12 protein-coding genes are annotated in these 17,915 nt (G+C 63.8%); 10 read left to right on the top strand and 2 right to left on the bottom strand.

Annotated elements, in window-relative coordinates; all coding sequences use genetic code 11:
• The coding region (locus VII69_04330) for a hypothetical protein (GenBank protein ID HEY5094329.1) at positions 1-943 on the bottom strand (943 nt) is incomplete at its 3' end.
• 204 nt (positions 944-1,147) lie between these two features.
• Here VII69_04330 and VII69_04335 point away from each other — a divergent pair.
• The 8 genes from VII69_04335 to carB are packed head-to-tail and all read left to right on the top strand — an operon-like array spanning position 1,148 to position 12,420.
• Complete coding sequence (locus VII69_04335) at positions 1,148-2,119, top strand: threo-3-hydroxy-L-aspartate ammonia-lyase (GenBank protein ID HEY5094330.1); 972 nt, start codon at positions 1,148-1,150, stop codon at positions 2,117-2,119.
• 42 nt (positions 2,120-2,161) lie between these two features.
• Positions 2,162-4,783, top strand: a complete 2,622-nt coding sequence (locus tag VII69_04340; GenBank protein HEY5094331.1) for a valine--tRNA ligase — start codon at positions 2,162-2,164, stop codon at positions 4,781-4,783.
• 10 nt (positions 4,784-4,793) lie between these two features.
• Positions 4,794-5,348 carry a GNAT family N-acetyltransferase gene (locus VII69_04345; protein ID HEY5094332.1) on the top strand — a complete coding sequence of 185 codons (555 nt, stop codon included), beginning with the start codon at positions 4,794-4,796 and terminating at the stop codon, positions 5,346-5,348.
• A 48-nt stretch (positions 5,349-5,396) separates the two neighbouring features.
• Complete coding sequence (pyrR, locus tag VII69_04350) at positions 5,397-5,951, top strand: bifunctional pyr operon transcriptional regulator/uracil phosphoribosyltransferase PyrR (GenBank protein ID HEY5094333.1); 555 nt, start codon at positions 5,397-5,399, stop codon at positions 5,949-5,951.
• Positions 5,948-6,862, top strand: a complete 915-nt coding sequence (locus VII69_04355) for an aspartate carbamoyltransferase catalytic subunit (GenBank protein ID HEY5094334.1) — start codon at positions 5,948-5,950, stop codon at positions 6,860-6,862. The genes pyrR and VII69_04355 overlap by 4 nt, the downstream gene beginning before the upstream one ends.
• Positions 6,841-8,136 (top strand): dihydroorotase, encoded by a 1,296-nt coding sequence (locus VII69_04360; protein HEY5094335.1) that lies wholly within the window; start codon positions 6,841-6,843, stop codon positions 8,134-8,136. The genes VII69_04355 and VII69_04360 overlap by 22 nt, the downstream gene beginning before the upstream one ends.
• A complete protein-coding gene (carA, locus tag VII69_04365) occupies positions 8,133-9,221 on the top strand; it encodes a glutamine-hydrolyzing carbamoyl-phosphate synthase small subunit (GenBank protein ID HEY5094336.1) in 1,089 nt (362 codons plus the stop codon). The genes VII69_04360 and carA overlap by 4 nt, the downstream gene beginning before the upstream one ends.
• On the top strand, positions 9,214-12,420 hold the full coding sequence (gene carB, locus VII69_04370) for a carbamoyl-phosphate synthase large subunit (GenBank protein HEY5094337.1): 3,207 nt from the start codon (positions 9,214-9,216) through the stop codon (positions 12,418-12,420). The genes carA and carB overlap by 8 nt, the downstream gene beginning before the upstream one ends.
• 425 nt (positions 12,421-12,845) lie before the next feature.
• On the opposite strand, the gene VII69_04375 is transcribed toward carB, so the two are convergent.
• Entirely contained in the window at positions 12,846-14,258 is a 1,413-nt protein-coding gene (locus tag VII69_04375; GenBank protein HEY5094338.1) for an MATE family efflux transporter, read from the bottom strand.
• A gap of 102 nt (positions 14,259-14,360) precedes the next feature.
• On the opposite strand from VII69_04375, the gene VII69_04380 reads away from it, so the two are divergent.
• Positions 14,361-15,755 (top strand): penicillin-binding protein 2, encoded by a 1,395-nt coding sequence (locus VII69_04380; protein ID HEY5094339.1) that lies wholly within the window; start codon positions 14,361-14,363, stop codon positions 15,753-15,755.
• Between the two features lie 66 nt (positions 15,756-15,821).
• Positions 15,822-17,912 carry a Stk1 family PASTA domain-containing Ser/Thr kinase gene (gene pknB, locus VII69_04385; GenBank protein ID HEY5094340.1) on the top strand — a complete coding sequence of 697 codons (2,091 nt, stop codon included), beginning with the start codon at positions 15,822-15,824 and terminating at the stop codon, positions 17,910-17,912.
• Positions 17,913-17,915 lie beyond the last annotated feature (3 nt).

Raw genomic sequence — 17,915 nt, forward strand, 5'->3', positions numbered from 1 at the left:
GGTTGGCATCTGCCGACACGTCGCCGATGGTGCGCATCGAGCAACCTGTGTCATGCTGCCATGCAGGTTTCGGGAAGACTTGGCTGCAGCCGCTGCCGGCGCCCGACCAAACCGTCTCCGTCCATCCGCGCGTGCCGCCGCCTCTTTGCAGAGTGGTGCCGCCAACAGCTGTCACGTATTGCGAACCGGCAGGGAACTGCGGGCCGTAGCCGCCGTCGCCGGTGCTCGCCGTGATCATATGCCCCGGATGGTGGTAGGCGTAGTTGTTTCCGCCTTGGCCGCCGGACTCGCCGCCGCCGTAGCTATTGCTGATCGCGTTTGCGCCCAGCCGAGCAGCTTCATCGACCGCCAGCGCGAGCGAGTGGAACGAATTATCGTCGCCTTCGACGAGCAGGATGTGGCAGTTCGGACATATCGCAGACACCATGTCCACGTCGAGCGAGATCTCTTGCGCCCATCCCGAGTTCGGCCCAGGATAGTGGCCGCGCACTCCGCGTTGATTCACTTTGCGGAAGCAGTGGTTTGCAGTGGAGCATACGCTCAATCCGAAGTTTGAACGGTAGATCGCAAGATCAGACTCTGCGGTGGGATCGTCAAACGCGTCGACGATGCCGACGGTCTGGTTGGCGCCCTTCGTCGCAGAAGGTAGATTGTAGGCGGATTGGAGATCCGTGGGGCCGTAGCCGCCGACGTCGGGCGTGATGTGGCCGCCGATGTCGGTTCGTACGTATGAGAAACAGCGCGCGTAGCCTTCTTGGACTGCGCCGCAGACTTGGCGGATGTTCGGGTCCATGCTGCGCGCGACGAGCTGGCCGAAGCTGCCGCCGAGTGGGGTGGTGCCTCCCGACATTTGCGGAATAGCGCTTGAAGCTCCATGACTGCCGCATGCCGCTAACAGCAAGGGCAACGCCAAAAGCGCGACCGGGCGAAGAAAACGGTGCATCCGTGGCCTCCTACATTAAAGTTGAACAAAGCAGAATTAGCGGACGAGAGTCCGGTAGCGGTGCTTGGCATTCAATTGTCACTTTTTACGGGGTAGGCCTGTCGCTGAGTGGTCCTAATTATATTGGGACCATCCGCCTCATTTGCTGCTGAAAAGTTCACAGCGAGTGGAGGGCGTCTAGCCTTCTTGAGGTAAGCCGCGACGATGCACGTGCAGTCCGTGGATGCATCCGATATCCGCTCCGCCGCAGATCGATTGAAGGGCGTGGCGCATCGCACGCCGGTCTTGACGAGCACTGCTCTAGACCACGTTGCCGGCGCCAGCGTCTTTGTCAAGTGCGAGAATTTCCAACGGGTAGGCGCGTTCAAGTTCCGTGGCGCCTACAACGCGCTCTCCAAACTCGACCAAGATGAACGGCGCCGCGGCGTCGTAGCATTTTCATCCGGAAATCACGCACAGGGCGTCGCGTTGGCGGCGCATCTGCTCAAGATCGACGCGACGATCGTCATGCCGGCCGACGCCTCGCGCATGAAGCTAGAAGCGACGGCGGGTTACGGCGCTAAGGTCGTGACCTACGACCAACGCACCGAAGACCGGGAAGCGATCGCCCGGAGATTGGTCGACGAAAGCGGTGCGACGCTGATACCGCCATATGACCACCCCGATATCATCGCGGGCCAGGGTACGGCGGGGCTCGAGCTTTGCGAGGACGTCGTTGATCTTGACGTCATCCTCGTGCCGCTTGGGGGCGGCGGATTACTGGCAGGCACTGCCACCGCGGTGAAAGACATGCAACCCAAGTGTGAAGTCTACGGCGTCGAGCCGGAAGCTGCAAACGATTGGTATCTGTCATGGGAACTCGGTGAGCGCGTCGCGATCGCTGCACCGGACACCATCGCCGAAGGCGTGCGCACGACCGAACCCGGCAAAGTGCCGTGGCCGATCGTGCGTGCTCGTGCCGCCGGCGTGCTGCTTGTGAGCGATGATGAGATCTGCGCCGCCATGCGCTTCGCGGCGCAGCGTTTGAAGATCGTCGTCGAACCGGCGGGCGCCACCGTGCTTGCGGCGGCGATGTCACGGCGCATTCCGTCGAAGCCTAAGAGAATCGGCGTCATCGTGAGCGGCGGCAACGTGGACCCCGAGACATTCGCCGCGCTGTGCGCGCGGGGCGCCTAGCGGAGGGCAGGGCCGCGGCCTACGCGACCGAACAAAGAGCGCATGACGCAAACATCGGGCGCGATGCTCGACAAATACGATCCGGCGGCGATCGAATCGTCATGGTACGAGCGGTGGGAAGCCGCCGGCTTGTTCCATGTCGAGCCCGATCCTTCCAAACCTCCATTCGTCATCGCGATGCCGCCCCCGAACATCACCGGCCGCGCGCACATGGGGCACGCTTCCACCTACACGCCGATGGACGTCCTCACGCGTTTTCACAAAATGCTCGGCGACAATGCGGTCTGGCTTCCCGGTCAAGACCACGCCGCCATCGCCACCCAAAACGTGTTGGAGAAGAAGCTCGCAGGCGAAGGACGCACGCGCTTCGACCTCGGACGTGACAAATTCGTCGAACTTTTCTGGGAGTGGCGAAAAGAGTACGGCGGCATTTTGTACCAGCAGTTCCGTGCGCTCGGATTCGGGCCCGATTGGGAACGCGATCGATTCACGATGGACGACGGCTTGAGCAAGGCGGTCATCCACGTCTTCGTCGCATTGTATGAAGAAGGTCTCGTCTATCGCGGCACGCGGCTGATCAACTGGTGTCCGCGATGCACGTCCACACTGTCCGACTCCGAAGTAGAGCGCGAAGACCGGCCCGGCGTGCTGTATCACGTGCGCTACCGCGATGCCGCGGGAGGCGAGGGCCTCGTCATCGCGACCACGAGACCCGAAACCATCTTCGCCGACGTGGCCGTGGCCGTGCACCCAGATGACGCGCGCTACAAACATCTCGTCGGCACGACAGTGCAACGGCCGCTCTTGCCAGCGCCCATTCCGGTCATCGCCGACGCTGCAGTCGAGCGCGAGTTCGGCACGGGCGCCCTCAAGATCACGCCGGCTCACGATCAAACCGATTTCGAGATCGGAGAGCGGCATTCGCTGCCGTCCCCGACGGTCATCGGCTTCGACGGCGATATGACGGGCGATGTCGAGCCCGAATTCGCCGGCATGGAACGTTTTGCGGCGCGAACGCTCGCGGTGAAGCGTCTGCGCGAGCGGGGAGCGCTCGTGGACGAACAGCCGCACGTGGTCAATGTGGGGCTTTGCTATCGCTGCGATACCGTCGTCGAGCCGCTCCTTTCTTTGCAGTGGTTCGTGAAGATGAAGCCGCTCGCAGCGCCCGCGCTCGAGTCGTCTCGGTCCGGTCGGCTTGGGTTCACGCCCGAGCGTTACCGGCGCATCTATGAAGAGTGGTTGGAGAAGATCCGTGACTGGAACATCTCACGCCAACTCTGGATCGGTCACCGCCTGCCTGTTTGGTATTGCGCGGACGACCATCCCACGGTGGCGAAAACACCGCCGCCGCAGTGCGCCGTTTGCGGAAAACAGGAGCTCCGCCAGGACGAAGACACGCTCGACACGTGGTTCTCAAGCGCGTTGTGGCCGTTCTCCATCCTCGGTTGGCCCGATGAGACGCCGGAGTTGAACGCGTGGTATCCCACGCAGGTGCTCGTCACGGCGCGCGAGATTCTATTCCTTTGGGTGGCACGAATGGTGATGATGGGACGCCACTTTGTAGGCCCCGAGCCGTTCCGAGACGTGTTCGTCACCCCGCTCATCATGGACGAGCAGGGCCGCAAGATGAGCAAGTCTTTGGGAAACTCGCTCGATCCGATCGAGCTCGTCCGCGACTACGGCGCCGACGCGACGCGCTTCGGCACGTTCTCTCAGATGCACGCCGGCCAAGACGTTCGCTACGCGGTCGCGCGTTGCGACGATGCGAAAAGATTTTGCAATAAGCTCTGGCAAGCGGTCCGGTTCGCGCTGCAGACATTTCCGGAGCTCGGCGAGCAGCACTCCCAGCCGGCGCTGCCGCCGGACAGCGAGCTCACGCTCGCCGATCGCGCGCTCCTGCACGGATTGGCCGAAACCACGGATCGCGTCACAGCGGCGTTGGAGTCGTACGACTTTTCCGAGGCGGCCGAGACGCTATACTCGTTTGTCTGGCATCAGGTGTGCGACGTCTATGTCGAAATCGCAAAGGACCGGGCACCCTCGCGCGTGCCGGTTTTGGCCACGCTGTTGACCACCGTGCTCAAGTTGTTGCATCCGTTGGTCCCGTTCGTCACCGAAGAATTGTGGCAACGATTGCCGCACGAAGGCGACTTCATCGGGCAAAGCCGGTGGCCAAGTCTTTCGCCCGCACGGCGCGACGCGCGCGCTGCAGCGGATATGGTTCGCCTCTTGGGTTTTGTGGAGACCGTTCGCGCGCTGCGCGCGGTTCCGAAACTTCCCTATCGCGAGCTGCGCGACGTGCACGTCAACGGCGCCGATGCGGAATTGTCCGCACTGCTCACAAGCGAACGAGGTACGCTCGAGCGGCTCGGCCGAGTCGCCGGAGTTCACTTCGACGGCCGTCCGCCGCACGCGCTTTCACGGCGGTTCGGCGCGGTGGAAGTTCTGCTGCCGGTCGACTCGGCGTTCATAGACCGCGAGAACGCGGCGCTGCGTTCCGTCATCGAAAAATCCGAAGCCGAGATCGCGACCATCGAGCGCAAACTCGGGTCGTCCGGATTCGTGGCGAAAGCGCCACCCGAGGTAGTGACAAAAGAACGCGAGCGCCTCGCGGAGCTGCACGCCGGCATCGCCGCATCGCGCGAGCGCCTCGCCGGCCTGTAGTGGTGCATCGATGATCGTCGCGCAGACACCCCGGCTCACGTTGCGCCCGTTTGCGCTCGCCGACGCGGCGCAGCTCGCCTGGATCTACTCGGATCCCGACGTGATGCGCTACATCCCGCCTGGTGCGCCGTGGGACCAAGCCAAGGTCGAGCGCTTTGTGGCGATATGCCAGGAGCGCTACGAGACGCCGGGCTTCGGCATGTGGGCGGTGGTTTTGCGCGACATCCCGGAGAAGATCGTGGGCCACTGCGGATTGCAGCACCTGGCCAAGACGGAGAACGTGGAGATCGCGTGGATTTTCGGAAAAGAGTATTGGAACCGGGGACTGGCGACCGAAGCGGCGCGCGCGGTCGTCGGTTACGGCTTTGGTGAACTCGGACTTCCACGCATCGTCGCCGTCGCAGAGCCGCCCAACGGCGCGAGCTTTCGGATCATGCAGAAATTGGCGATGACGTTGCAAGGTCCCGTGCGCTACTACGACCGCGACTTGACGATGTATGCGCTCGAAGCGCGAGATTATGCCGCAGCGCGGAAGGCCGCAACCGGTCCCGAAGCGAACAAATAAGCCCGGCTCCTCCAAGATTCATCTCGGTCGAAAGGGCTGGACTCCACCGTGAAGACGACCACCGCGTCCGCGCTCCGTGAGAAGCTCGTCGTATTCTCGTCTGCCGCCGTCCAGCGCACCATCGAACGGCTCGCACACCAGATTCTCGAACCGAACGGCGCGAGCGAGAACCTCATGCTCATCGGCATCCGCCGGGGCGGCGAGAACCTTAGCCGGCGCATTTCCGCCGAGATCAAGAAACGCACCGGGGTGGCCGTCCCCGTCGGCTTTCTCAACATCAACCTCTATCGCGACGACGACGCACGACGCGACCTTCCGGATAGCGACATCGCGGCAGACGTCACCGGCCTGGAGCTGGTCCTCGTGGATGACGTGCTCTTCACGGGCCGCACCGTGCGCGCCGCGCTGGACGCCTTGACCGATCGCGGCCGGCCATCGGCCGTCCGCCTGTGCGTGATGGTAGACCGGGGCATCCGCGACCTGCCCATCCAGGCCGACTACGTCGGACGGTTCGTGCCCACATCGCGCGCCGAACGCATCGTGGTCGATCTGCGGCCAGAACCGAGCGACAGCGACCGGGTCATCATCTGCGAGCGCGCATGACCAAAGCGCGCCACCTCCTCGATCTCGACGACGCGACCCGCGCCGATATCGAGAAGTTAGTGGCGCGTGCGCTCGAACACAAGCGAGGCGTCGAAGGCGCCGCCCGCCTGCTCCAAGGCCGGATGATTCTCGGGATGTTCTTCGAAGCCAGTACGCGGACCGCGCTGTCGTTCGCTGCCGCCGGCATGCGGCTCGGCGCGCATTGGCTCGATTTCAATGCGTCGTCGTCGTCCCTCGCCAAAGGCGAAAGCGTCGAAGACACGATGCGCACGGTGCGCGCGATCGGCGTCGATGCGATCGTGGTCCGGCACGCCGAGAGCGGCTTTCCCCACGAAATGGCTCGCCACTTCGACGGCAGCGTGATCAACGCCGGCGATGGCCGCCACGCGCATCCCACGCAAGGCATCCTCGACGCCGTGACGTTGATAGAAGAATTCGAGACGCTCGATGGCCGCCATCTGGTCGTCGCCGGAGACGTCGCCCATAGCCGCGTCGCGCGTTCTTCAGCGCGCGCGGCCTGGCTGCTCGGCGCGAAGGTCACACTCTGCGGCCCGCCGTTGCTCTTGCCGGCTATGGCGCCCGGGTGGGGATTCGCATCGCTCGCCACCGATCTCGATTCTGTTCTTCCGTCCGCCGATGCTGTGATGCTGCTGCGAATCCAAAAGGAGCGCAGCGACGGCACGGAGCTGCCGCCGTTCGCCGACTTGGCGGCCTGCTTCGGGCTGGACGAACGCCGGATGGCTACGCTCGCACCGCACGCGATCGTGATGCATCCGGGACCGGTGAACCGAGGCATCGAGATCGCGTCGCGACTGGTCACGCACGAGCGGAGCCGCATCGAGCGGCAAGTCAGCAACGGCGTGTTCGCCCGCATGGCTGTGCTCGAGTCGTGTCTGGCTGGGACCTCATGACTTCGCACGAGAATCGCGACTTCGTGGGCGCGCGCGTCGTCGATCCCACGCAGGGCTTGGATGCGATCCGCACGATCGTCGTGCGCAATGGCGTCATCGCGGCTCTGCGCGATGACGCGCCGATCTCTTCCGATCAAACCGTCGAACGCGTCGACTGTGCGGGCATGATCTTAAGCCCGGGATTTATCGATCCGCACGTGCATCTGCGCGAACCGGGTGACCAGCACAAGGAAACGCTCGCGTCTGGTCTGGCGGCTGCGGCTGCCGGCGGTTTCACCGCAGTCGCTGCCATGCCCAACACGAAGCCGCCGTGCGACAACGCGGACGCCGTCCGGCGGCTGCGCGCCGCTGCTGCGCTCGCGGGACTTGTGCGCTGTTATCCGGTCGGGTCCGTGACGTTAGGACTTGAAGGCCGCGCTATCGCGGGCTTGCGGGAAATGGCCGCGGCCGGCGCGGTCGCTTTTTCCGACGACGGGTCGGCCACCGCGTCGCTCAAGGCGCTGTATCACGCGGCGCGGCTCGTCGCGGACTTGCCGCAACCGTTCTTGTCGCATTGCGATGATCCGTCATTCGCGGGCTCGCTGATGCACGAGGGCGCGGTGGCCGACCTGCTCGGCGTCGCTGGGAATCCGTCGCTCGCCGAAGCCGCGATCGCCGCGCGGGATCTTCTCGTGGGGCAAGCGACGGGCAAATCGTGGCACCTCTGCCATGTGAGCGCCCGGGAGACCGTGGATGTCCTTCGCTGGGCGCGCTCGCGCGGAATAGTGGCAACGGGAGAGGCCACTCCCCATCATCTCCAATGCGACGAAAGCCTGCTGCGCGGATTCAATTCCCGGATGCGCGTCCATCCGCCGCTGCGGACCAAGCAGGATGTCGAGGCATTGCGCGACGCCGTCCGAGACGGAACGATCTCGATTTTCGCGTCCGATCATGCGCCACATACAGAAGAAGAGAAACAGCAGCCGTTCGCCCATGCCGCCGTCGGCTTCAGCGGTCTCGAGACGGCGGTCGCCGCGACGTTTGACGCGCTGCGCGACGTTCCGCTGAACACGATGATCGCAAATTTCTCGACCAATGTCGCCGCGCTGTTAGGTGTTGCAGGCGGCACGCTCAAAGTGGGTTCGCCTGCCGATATCACCGGACTGTACCTCGATCGACCGTGGAAGGTCGATCCACATGCGTTTCGATCGAAGGGCCGCGTGACGCCGTTTGAAGGGCGGACGTTCGCCGTCAGGCCGGCGCTCACGGTCGTCGCCGGCGTCGTGATCACTTGAGCCGCCCGGCGCTTCTTGTGCTCGCGGATGGCGCGGCGTATCGCGGAGATGGATTGGGCCCGGACGGCATGGCTGAGGGTGAGGCGGTGTTCTTCACCGGGATGACCGGCTACGAAGAAGCGCTCACCGATCCGTCGTACAATGGCCAGTTGCTGGTATTTTGTTATCCGCTGATCGGCAACTACGGCGTCGATCCGGCGGTTCGCCAACACCGTCGAATCGTCGCGGGCGGAGTAATCTGCAAACGGATGACGCGGCATCCAAGCCATTGGCGAAGCACCGGCTCGGTTCCGGATTGGCTGGATGACGCAGGCGTTCGCGGCATCGAGGGCATCGACACACGCGCGTTGGTGACGAGGCTCCGCGAGGAAGGAACGATGCGTTCGGTGCTCGCGGTCGGTGACGCGGCGGTCGCCGGGGCGCCGGCTGCTCTCGCGACGTACTTACGCAAACCGCTGGCGACCCCAGACCTTGTCGACGCGGTCTCCGCCAAAGGCGAACCCACGCGCGGAAGCGGCCCCGTTCGAGTGGCGCTGCTCGACTGCGGCGTCAAAGACAATATCGCCAACTATTTGGCGGCCGAAGGAGCGGTCGTGCTCGAAGTGCCGTACGACACCACGTTCGACGAGATCCTCGCACTTCGTGTCGACGGGCTTCTGGTGAGCAACGGCCCGGGCGATCCGTCGGAACTCGGTGTCGTCGTGGAGACGTTGCGGCGCGCGGTCGCGCACCGGACCATGCCCACGTTCGGCATATGTCTCGGTCACCAACTGTTGGCGCTCGCGCTTGGCGGCAAGACGTTCAAGATGAAGTACGGTCATCGCGGCGGGAATCAGCCGGTGCAGGATGTCCGCACCGGCAACGTCATCATCACCGCGCAAAACCACGGCTACGCGGTGGATGCGGCGTCGCTGCCGTCCGACGTCGAGCAGACCATGATCAATCTGAACGACGGCACGAACGAGGGATTGCGGCATAGGACGTTGCCGGTCGAATCGGTGCAATTCCACCCCGAGGCGTCCCCCGGGCCGGGCGATGCGCGCGGCGTCTTCAAAAGGTTTGTGGATGTGATGCGCCGTGGCTGAGACGCCTCGTTCGGTCTTGGTGGTGGGTTCCGGGCCGATCATCATCGGCCAAGCCGCGGAATTCGACTACGCGGGCGTGCAAGCGTGCCGGGCGCTGCGCGAAGAAGGCTGCCGGGTCGTGCTCGTCAACTCGAATCCGGCCACGATCATGACCGACCCGGAGATGGCAGATGCGGTGTACCTCGAACCGCTCACGCCCATCTACGTCGAGTCGATCATCGCGCGCGAGATGCCCGATGCGATGCTCGCCACGTTGGGCGGACAGACGGGCCTGAATCTCGCGGTCGCCTTGGCCGAGCGGGGCGTGCTCGAACGATACAATGTCCGCCTCCTCGGCACGCCGTTGCGGACGATTCGCATCGCCGAAGATCGCGATCTGTTCAAGAAGGCGATGATTGCGATCGGCGAGCCGGTGCCGGCGTCGGTCATCGTCACCGAGATAGCGCAAGGCATCGCGTTCGCGGAGGAGGCCGGCTACCCGCTCATCATCCGCCCCGCGTACACGCTCGGCGGAACGGGAGGCGGCATCGCCTACGATCGCACAGAGCTGATTGAGATACTCAAATCCGGCCTCAAGGCGAGCATCATCCATCAGGTGCTGCTCGAGACCTCGCTGTTGGGTTGGAAAGAAGTCGAATACGAAGTCCTGCGCGACGGAGCCGACAACTGCATCGTCGTCTGCAATATGGAAAACCTCGACCCTGTGGGCGTTCACACCGGCGATTCCATCGTCATCGCGCCGTCGCAGACGCTTTCGGACCGCGACTATCAGCGACTGCGAACCGCCGCGATCAACATCATCCGGCATCTCAACGTCGAGGGCGGCTGCAACATCCAGTTCGCGCTGGATCCGCACAGCGATGCCTACCAGATCATCGAGGTCAACCCGCGGGTCTCGCGTTCGTCCGCGCTCGCGAGCAAAGCGACGGGTTATCCAATCGCGAAGATCGCGGCGAAGATCGCTTTAGGAAAGCGTCTCACGGAGATACCCAATCCGGTGACCGGTGTGACGACGGCGGCGTTCGAGCCCACGCTCGACTACTGCGTCGTCAAGATCCCGCGCTGGCCGTTCGACAAGTTTCCGCTGGGCGACGCGCGCCTTTCAAGCCAGATGAAGTCCACCGGCGAAGTCATGGCAATCGGCCGGACGTTTTCGCAGGCGGTGATGAAAGCCGTCCGCGGGTGCGACATCGGCCGCGACGCGCTGACGGGCTGGAAGTTCGGCCAGTGGAGCGACGACGAGCTCGACGACGTGCTGCGCGCACCCACGCACGAGCGGCTTTTCGTCATCGCCGAAGCTTTGCGGCGCGGGCGCACCGTCGAGTCGATCGCGGAGCTCACCGCCATCGACCCGTTTTGGCTGTGGGAGTTACAGGAGCTGGTCGAGACCGAAGAGCGGTTGCGCGGCGAGACTGCAAGCGAAGCCGTCGTCGGCGCCAAGCTGCAAGGATTCGCCGATACCACGATCGCGCGGCTCTCCGGCCTTCTGCTCGTTGATGTGAAGGCTGCCGGCGCGGCTGCCTCGAGCAACGCGTATAAGATGGTCGACACCGGCGCGGCGGAATTTCCCGCACGATCGCCCTACTACTATGCGACGGCTGGTGAAGAAGACGAGATGAGACGTCCGGCAGGCCGAAGCGTCGTCGTCGTCGGCAGCGGGCCGATCCGGATCGGTCAAGGCATAGAGTTCGACTACTCGTGCGTCCACGCGGCGTGGGCGCTCAATGAGGCGGGCGTCGCGTCGATCGTCCTCAACAACAATCCGGAGACGGTCAGCACCGATTTCGACATTTCGGATGTGCTGATCTTCGAACCGCCGTGCGTCGACGAGGTCGAGGCTGCCGTTCGCGCGACCGGAGCCGAAGGCGTCTTGCTCGGCTTCGGCGGACAGACGCCGATCAATCTTGCGCGAGAATTGACCGCGCGCGGCATCCGCGTTCTCGGCTCGGATCAAACGGCGCTAGACTTGGCCGAGGACCGGCAGAAATTCGACGACGTATTGCACCGTCTTGGTGTGGCTCGGCCGGAGGGGCGGGCTGCGCTCTCTTTCCGCAAGGCGCGTGAGATCGCTCGAGAGCTCGGGTTCCCCGTTCTCGTCCGTCCTTCATACGTGCTCGGCGGTCGCGGGATGGAGATCGTCTTCAATGAGGCGCAACTTGCGGCATACGCCGAAAGCGCGCCGCCTATCGAGCCGCACGCGCCCTTGCTGGTGGACAAGTACATTTCCGGCATCGAGGTCGAAGTCGATGCCGTCTACGACGGCGAGTCGATCGTCATCCCGGGCATTTTCGAACACGTCGAGCGCGCCGGCATCCATTCAGGCGATTCGATGGCTGTGTATCCGACGCAGACCATCGGGTTTGAGATGGAGGCTCGCATTGCGCGGGTCACGGAAGCGCTCTGCGCGGAATTGGGTATCCGCGGGCTCATCAACATTCAATTCATCGTACGCGACGGCGACCTATACGTCATCGAAGCCAACCCACGGGCGAGCCGCACAGTGCCGATCATCGCAAAACTCACGGGGGTTCCGCTGGTCGCGGCCGCCGCTCGCGTCGCGCTCGGTGAGAAGCTCGCAGACATGGGCTTGCCACTCGGACTCGCTGCGCGGCCGGCGTTCGTCGCCGTAAAAGTACCGGTCTTCTCGTTCGCCAAGCTGCGTCGCGTCGAGACCATGCTCGGCCCTGAGATGAAGTCGACGGGCGAAGTGCTGGGGATAGACGATTCGTATGCGGGAGCGCTGCTTCGCGGCCTCATCGGCGCCGGCATCGCGCCGCCGCCGCCGGGAGGGCGGATATTGCTTTCGGTTTCGGATGCGGAGAAGTCGGAGGCGTTGCCGATCGCGCGCGCGTTCGTCGAGATGGACTATCACGTGTACGCCACGCCGGGCACTTGGCGGCTGTTGACCGATGCCGGCATCGCAGCCGAGCGGGTGAATAAAATACAAGAAGGATCGCCGCATGTCGTCGATCTCATCATGGACAACGGCGTCGACCTCGTCATCAACGACGCGGCGAGCACGTCTTCGTCGCAGAGCGACGGCTACCGGATCCGCCGCGCCGCCGTTGAAGTCGGTGTCGCGTGCCTCACGTCGCTCGACACCGTTCGCGCGCTGCTGCTCGCCCTCGCGGCCCGCACCGACGTCGCGCCGTCCGTCCGCCCCCTGCAAGAGTACGTCCACCCGCTGCTCGCGTTGTAGTTCAAGCTCGGTTCTTTAAGAGGACAGTAGAGTATTCAGAATAATGATTCGTCAGGGAGCCCACGCAAAAAGAACGATATAGCCGCATTTCATGCAGGCGTATAACGGTGGTCATGCCCGCTGTTTGGGCAGGGCTTTGCCGGTGGCCCTTGGAGTGGATCTCGCAGTATATTTGCCTCTCATGGAAATGGTGTGCGGGCGGTGGGATTCGATCCCGGAAGGCCTCCCGCCAAGGAAACCAAACGGACTCAAGCCGTTCGCGTCTAGAAATGTGACACGCCCGCATAAAGCAAAACGCCTCGTGGCGCTCAGCCTTGTACGTAAAATAAGCAAGCGATGATTGCCCTCCACATAAAGAACGGGGCAAGCGTTGCTTGCCCTAGTACGGTTGCCCGAGTACGGTTGCATTTGTACGGAATCGGTGACTATGGGTTTGCGGCGGTGGCGGCGAGCAGCATCTCGTGGCGCTGCCGTTTCCACACAAACGTGTAGTACAACGTCTGCAATGAAAGTGCGACGATGAATGCCGCCGGATATCCGTACCAGATTCCGGCAAGGCCGATATGCCTGGAAAGCATGTAGGCGACAGGCACCTCTACGAGCCAGATTGCAGCGATTCCGTTGATGGTGGGCCACAATACCGTGCCGCTGGCGCGCATGATGCCCGACAGCACGGCTGAGTTGCCGAAGATGAGGTAGCTCCACAAGGTGATCATCAGCAGTTGGTGCGCCACCGCGACCGTAGCCGGATTCGTGATGAACAGCGAGACGAGATCGGTCGCGAAGATATAGCATAGCCCTATGAGCACGGCGCCCACGGCATAGTTCAGTGCAACGCCCGCGTGTACGACGCGGCGCAAAAGGTCCTCGCGTTTCGCGCCGATGGCCTGGGCGCCGAAGATAGACGCCGCAATGCTGATGCTGACCGCGGGGAACTGCACGTAGCTCACGATCTGGTTCACCGCTCCGTACGCCGCGGTTGCGGTGGATCCAAAATGATTCACAAACGTGATGACGGCGACTTCGGACAGCGAGATCATCACCACTTGAATGCCCGTCGGGAAACCGATGCGGACGAGCTGCACGAAGATCGGCCACCGGATGCGCAAGTTGTGGATGGTCTCCGAATCCAGCGCGAGGGGATGTTTGATGGCGCGCAGATAGATGATGAGCGCGATCAAGCCGACGGTGTTCGCGATGTCAAACGCGAGGCCGGCACTCCCCACGCCGAGTTGCGGCAGACCAAACCAGCCGCGGATGAACGCCGGCGTGATCACAAGGCTGAGTATAGTCGTCAGGATCAAGAAATAGAGCGGCGTCGTTGCATCGGCGGTGCCGCGCATGAACGTGACGTAGCCGATGAAGACAAAGGCGAACGGCATGCCCAAAAAGATGAGCTTCGCGTAGCCTTCGGCGGCGTCGAGGATGTTCGCCGGTGTGCCGAGTGCGAGCATCGCCTGGTGCGCGAAGAGGGACCCGAACACAGCCACGCCGATTCCGAGCAACAGACAGACGGTCACGGTGGTGCCTGCGACCTGCTTGAGGCGGTGTTCGTCGCGCGCGCCGAATGCTTGACCGATGAGCACCGTGCTGCCGGTGGTCAACCCGATCAGGAACGAGATGAGGAAGAAGAGCACCGGGAAGAACGACGACGTCGCGGCGAGGCCGTCCACACCGATCATGCGGCCGATGTAGATGCTGATCACCGTGCCCGAGGCGGATTGCAAGAGATTGCTGATCGTGAGAGGCACGAGAAAGAGAGCCATCACCTGCCACAACGGCTTGGATTCGTCGAAGATCCCTCGCGGCGGACCAGACTGCGGTTGACGCGTTTGCATAGGCTGACATACTATCGACGCGGCTGGTCGGCGAGCCTTCCAGCATGACTCAAACTAGAAGCGGCAAGGTCGAGTGCCGGCACTCTTGGAAGTCCGGTTTTTGTGCGCCGTCGTCTCCTCAATATCGCTGCCGCGTTCGTCGTGCTCTTCGCCTTGCTCGCTGCGCAAGAAGCGCGCGTGCAACTGGTGGATCGCGCCGCCATCGACGAACGGAGTGGAAACCCGAGATACGCGCAGGGCAATGCCGCTCGCGGCGAACTCCTCGACGCGACCGGCGTTCCGCTCGCGTACAGCAAAGGCGGGAAGCGGATCTATCCGGCGGGCCCGGCGCTCGCGCAGATCGTCGGCTACTCCTCGCCTGTCTACGGCGAGTCGGGGCTTGAAGCGGCGTTCGACACGGTGATCTCGCCGGTGTCGAGCGGCGCGGACGCGGCGGGTATCGATGGATTGCTCCGACATCAGGACAAGCAAACCGTTCGAGCCGGTTCGGTCGTGCTCACGTTGCGGCGCGATATCGCCGCCGTCGTCGACGCGGCCATGCCGGCGGGCGTGCGCGGCGCGGCCGTCGTGCTGGATCCGCGCACGGGCGCCGTTCTGGCCGTCGTGAACCGGCCGACGTTCGATCCGAACGATGTTGAGAAATCGTTTTCCGGCCTCCGAACCCGACCCGACTCGCCATTGCTCGATCGCGCGCTCGACGGCTTGTATCCGCCCGGCTCCACTTTCAAGATATTCACGGCCAGCGCCGCACTCGACCGCGGCGCGATCGATGTCTCCGACACGTTCAGCGATCCCGGCTACTTCCAGATCGGTCAGTACAGCGTGCACAACGACCAAAACGAAGTGACCGGTACGCAAGATGTCACCGGCGCGTTCGCACTGTCGAGCAACGTCGACTTCGCGCAGATCGGCGTCAAATTGGGCACTGACGATTTCTACGCATACCTGCAGCGGTTTGGAGTCGGCGGCGACATCGGATTGCCCGTTCCGGTCTCGCGCGACGACGTGCCCCCGGTGACGTCGATCTCCCCATCGGAGCTGGCCCAGATGGCGTTTGGCCAAGGCGGGTTGACGGTCACGCCGATGCGGATGGCCCTCATCGCGTCGGCGATCGCGAATCGCGGTACCATGATGAGGCCAATGCTGCTCAAGGAGATCCGCATTCCCGGCAGACCTCCTCTGCGCATACCCGCTTCGGTCTGGGGCCGGCCGGTCTCAAGCGACACCGCCGACGAGGTGCGATCCATGATGGAGGCCGTCGTCCGATACGGTACCGGCACCGCAGCCGCGTTGCCGTCGGTCACCGTCGCGGGCAAGACGGGCACGGGCACGCACAACGGGGCGCCGCCGGACGCGTGGTTCGTCTGTTTCGCGCCGGCTGAAGCACCCCGGCTCGCCGTCGCTGTGTTGGTGGAAGACGCGGGATACGGCGGCGCGGTGTCCGCTCCCATCGCACGCGCAATTCTCCAAGGATCGCTGCCGCTTTATCCGCGTTGACGAATTGTCTTTGCCGCGTCTGCCAAGGCAGCAGCGTGCAAACCGTCGAAACGGCAATCCCGGGGCATGATATACAACAATCGATACCGGGTGGACGCGAAGATCGGCGAGGGCGGGATGGCCTTCGTCTATCGCGGCTATGACCTTTTGCTTCATCGGCAAGTCGCGATAAAAGTGCTCAGGCCGCAATTCGCGGCAGATGAAGACTTCGTGCAACGCTTCTATCAAGAGGCGCAGGCCGCCGCCCGGCTCAGCCATCCCAAGATCGTCAATACGTACGATGTGGGCGAGAACGACGGCATCAATTACATCGTGCAGGAGTACGTCGGCGGCGAAACCCTTGCGGCGCTGATCGAACGCGAAGGCAAATTGCCCGAAGCCGCCGCCATTCGCTACACGCAGCAGATCTGTCGCGCGCTCTCGGCGTCGCACCGCGCCGACCTTCTCCATCGCGACATCAAGCCGTCGAACATCCTCGTGACGCCCGATGACGACGTTCGCGTCGCCGACTTCGGGATAGCCGGCGCCGCCGAGACGCAAGGCACGGCGAGCGACGCGATCATGGGCTCCGTGCCATACTGCGCGCCGGAGGTGTTGGCGGGCGACGCCCTCAGCGAAGCCACCGATTTGTACAGCGTCGGCGTCGTGATGTATGAAATGGTCACCGGCAAGCGGCCATATCCCGGCGAGTCGGCGCAAGAAGTCGCGGCGGGGCAGGCGAGCGGTGCGGATGCGGAAGCGCTCGCGGTGAGCGTCTCGCCGGCATTGGGCGCGATCATTCTGAAGCTCATCGATCCGGCGCCGAAAAATCGTTATCAAACCGCTGGAGAATTGCTCGGCGCGCTGCGCCGCGTCGCGCGCGGCGAGTCCAACGCCGACGAGGACGAACCGGGCCTAGACAGTCCGACGGCGGTCATACGCCGTCGCTCCGCCGCCCGGCGCGCTTCAGTGGCCGCCGACGACGCAGCGCCGGCCACATGGAGCGGCCGCCGGCTGGCGATCTTCGCTGCAGCCGCCTTCGCAATCGTACTCATCGTCGCGGGCGTCTTCACGGCCATGCAAAGTTCTGCGCGCGGCCTTCGCATGCCCGATGTAGGAGGTAAGGCCGTCTCCGATGCTGTCGATCTGCTTCATCAATCCGGCATCGATGACGTGTCGATCAAACAGCATCCGGATCCCAAAACCCAGGCCGGGTTGATCGACGGCACCGAGCCGCCGGCGGGTTCGGCGATGCGGCCGACCGACCGGGTCACGTTGATGGTGAGCGCCGGGCCGCAAAGCACAGCCGTTCCAAACGTTGTCGGAAAGAATCTGAAAACCGCCACGGCGACGCTTGCGGCCGCGGGATTTTCCGTGCAAGTCGGCACCACCATCCATTCGTACAGCGTGCCGGTAGGTGCGGTCGCAAAAACAAATCCGGGCGCCGGGTCGCCGGCCGAAAAATCGGGCACCGTCGTATTGTTTCCGAGCAGCGGTCCGCAAGCCGTCTCGGTGCCGAACGTCGTGTCCTTGACCGATGGCGACGCGCGAGCCGCACTGACGAAGCTGGGTTTGACGATGCAAGTCGCTCAGGTTGTCGCAAGCGACAACATTCCTGCGCACACGATCATCGATCAGGATCCGACCGGCGGCACGCCGGCAGAGCCGCACTCGGCAGTGATGGTCACGGTCAGCGGCGGGCCAAACGCGGTCGCGGTGCCGAGCGTGGTCGGCGGAACGGTTGACGACGCGCGCCGCGTGCTCAGCCAGGCCGGACTCGCGGTCGGGAATATCGCGCAGGCGATGGATTCGGGCACGACGCCGGGAACCGTGGTCAGCCAAAATCCGCAGGCAAACGCGCAAACGGCGCAAGGCGGCACGGTGGATCTCGTGATCGCTGCGAATTCGGTCGCAAGTCCACTACCCGAACCGGCGACCAGCGCTTCACCGGCCGATCAAGGCAAGTCTCCCATGGTGATTCCCAACGTCCTCGGCATGACTGTCGACGCTGCACGGGCGGTGCTCGAAAAGGCAGGCTTCACCGTCGCCAAAGTGATTCTCGCGCCAGGTAGTCCGCCGGACGCCAAAGTCGTCGCCACCGATCCGCCGATGGGCGGCGTTCCGCCGTCGGGCGTGACGGTCGTCAATCTGGTGCTTGGCCCGCAGCCGGGCCACTGACGC

The sequence above is a fragment of the Candidatus Eremiobacteraceae bacterium genome (assembly GCA_036511855.1).
Lineage (GTDB): Bacteria > Vulcanimicrobiota > Vulcanimicrobiia > Eremiobacterales > Eremiobacteraceae > JABCYQ01.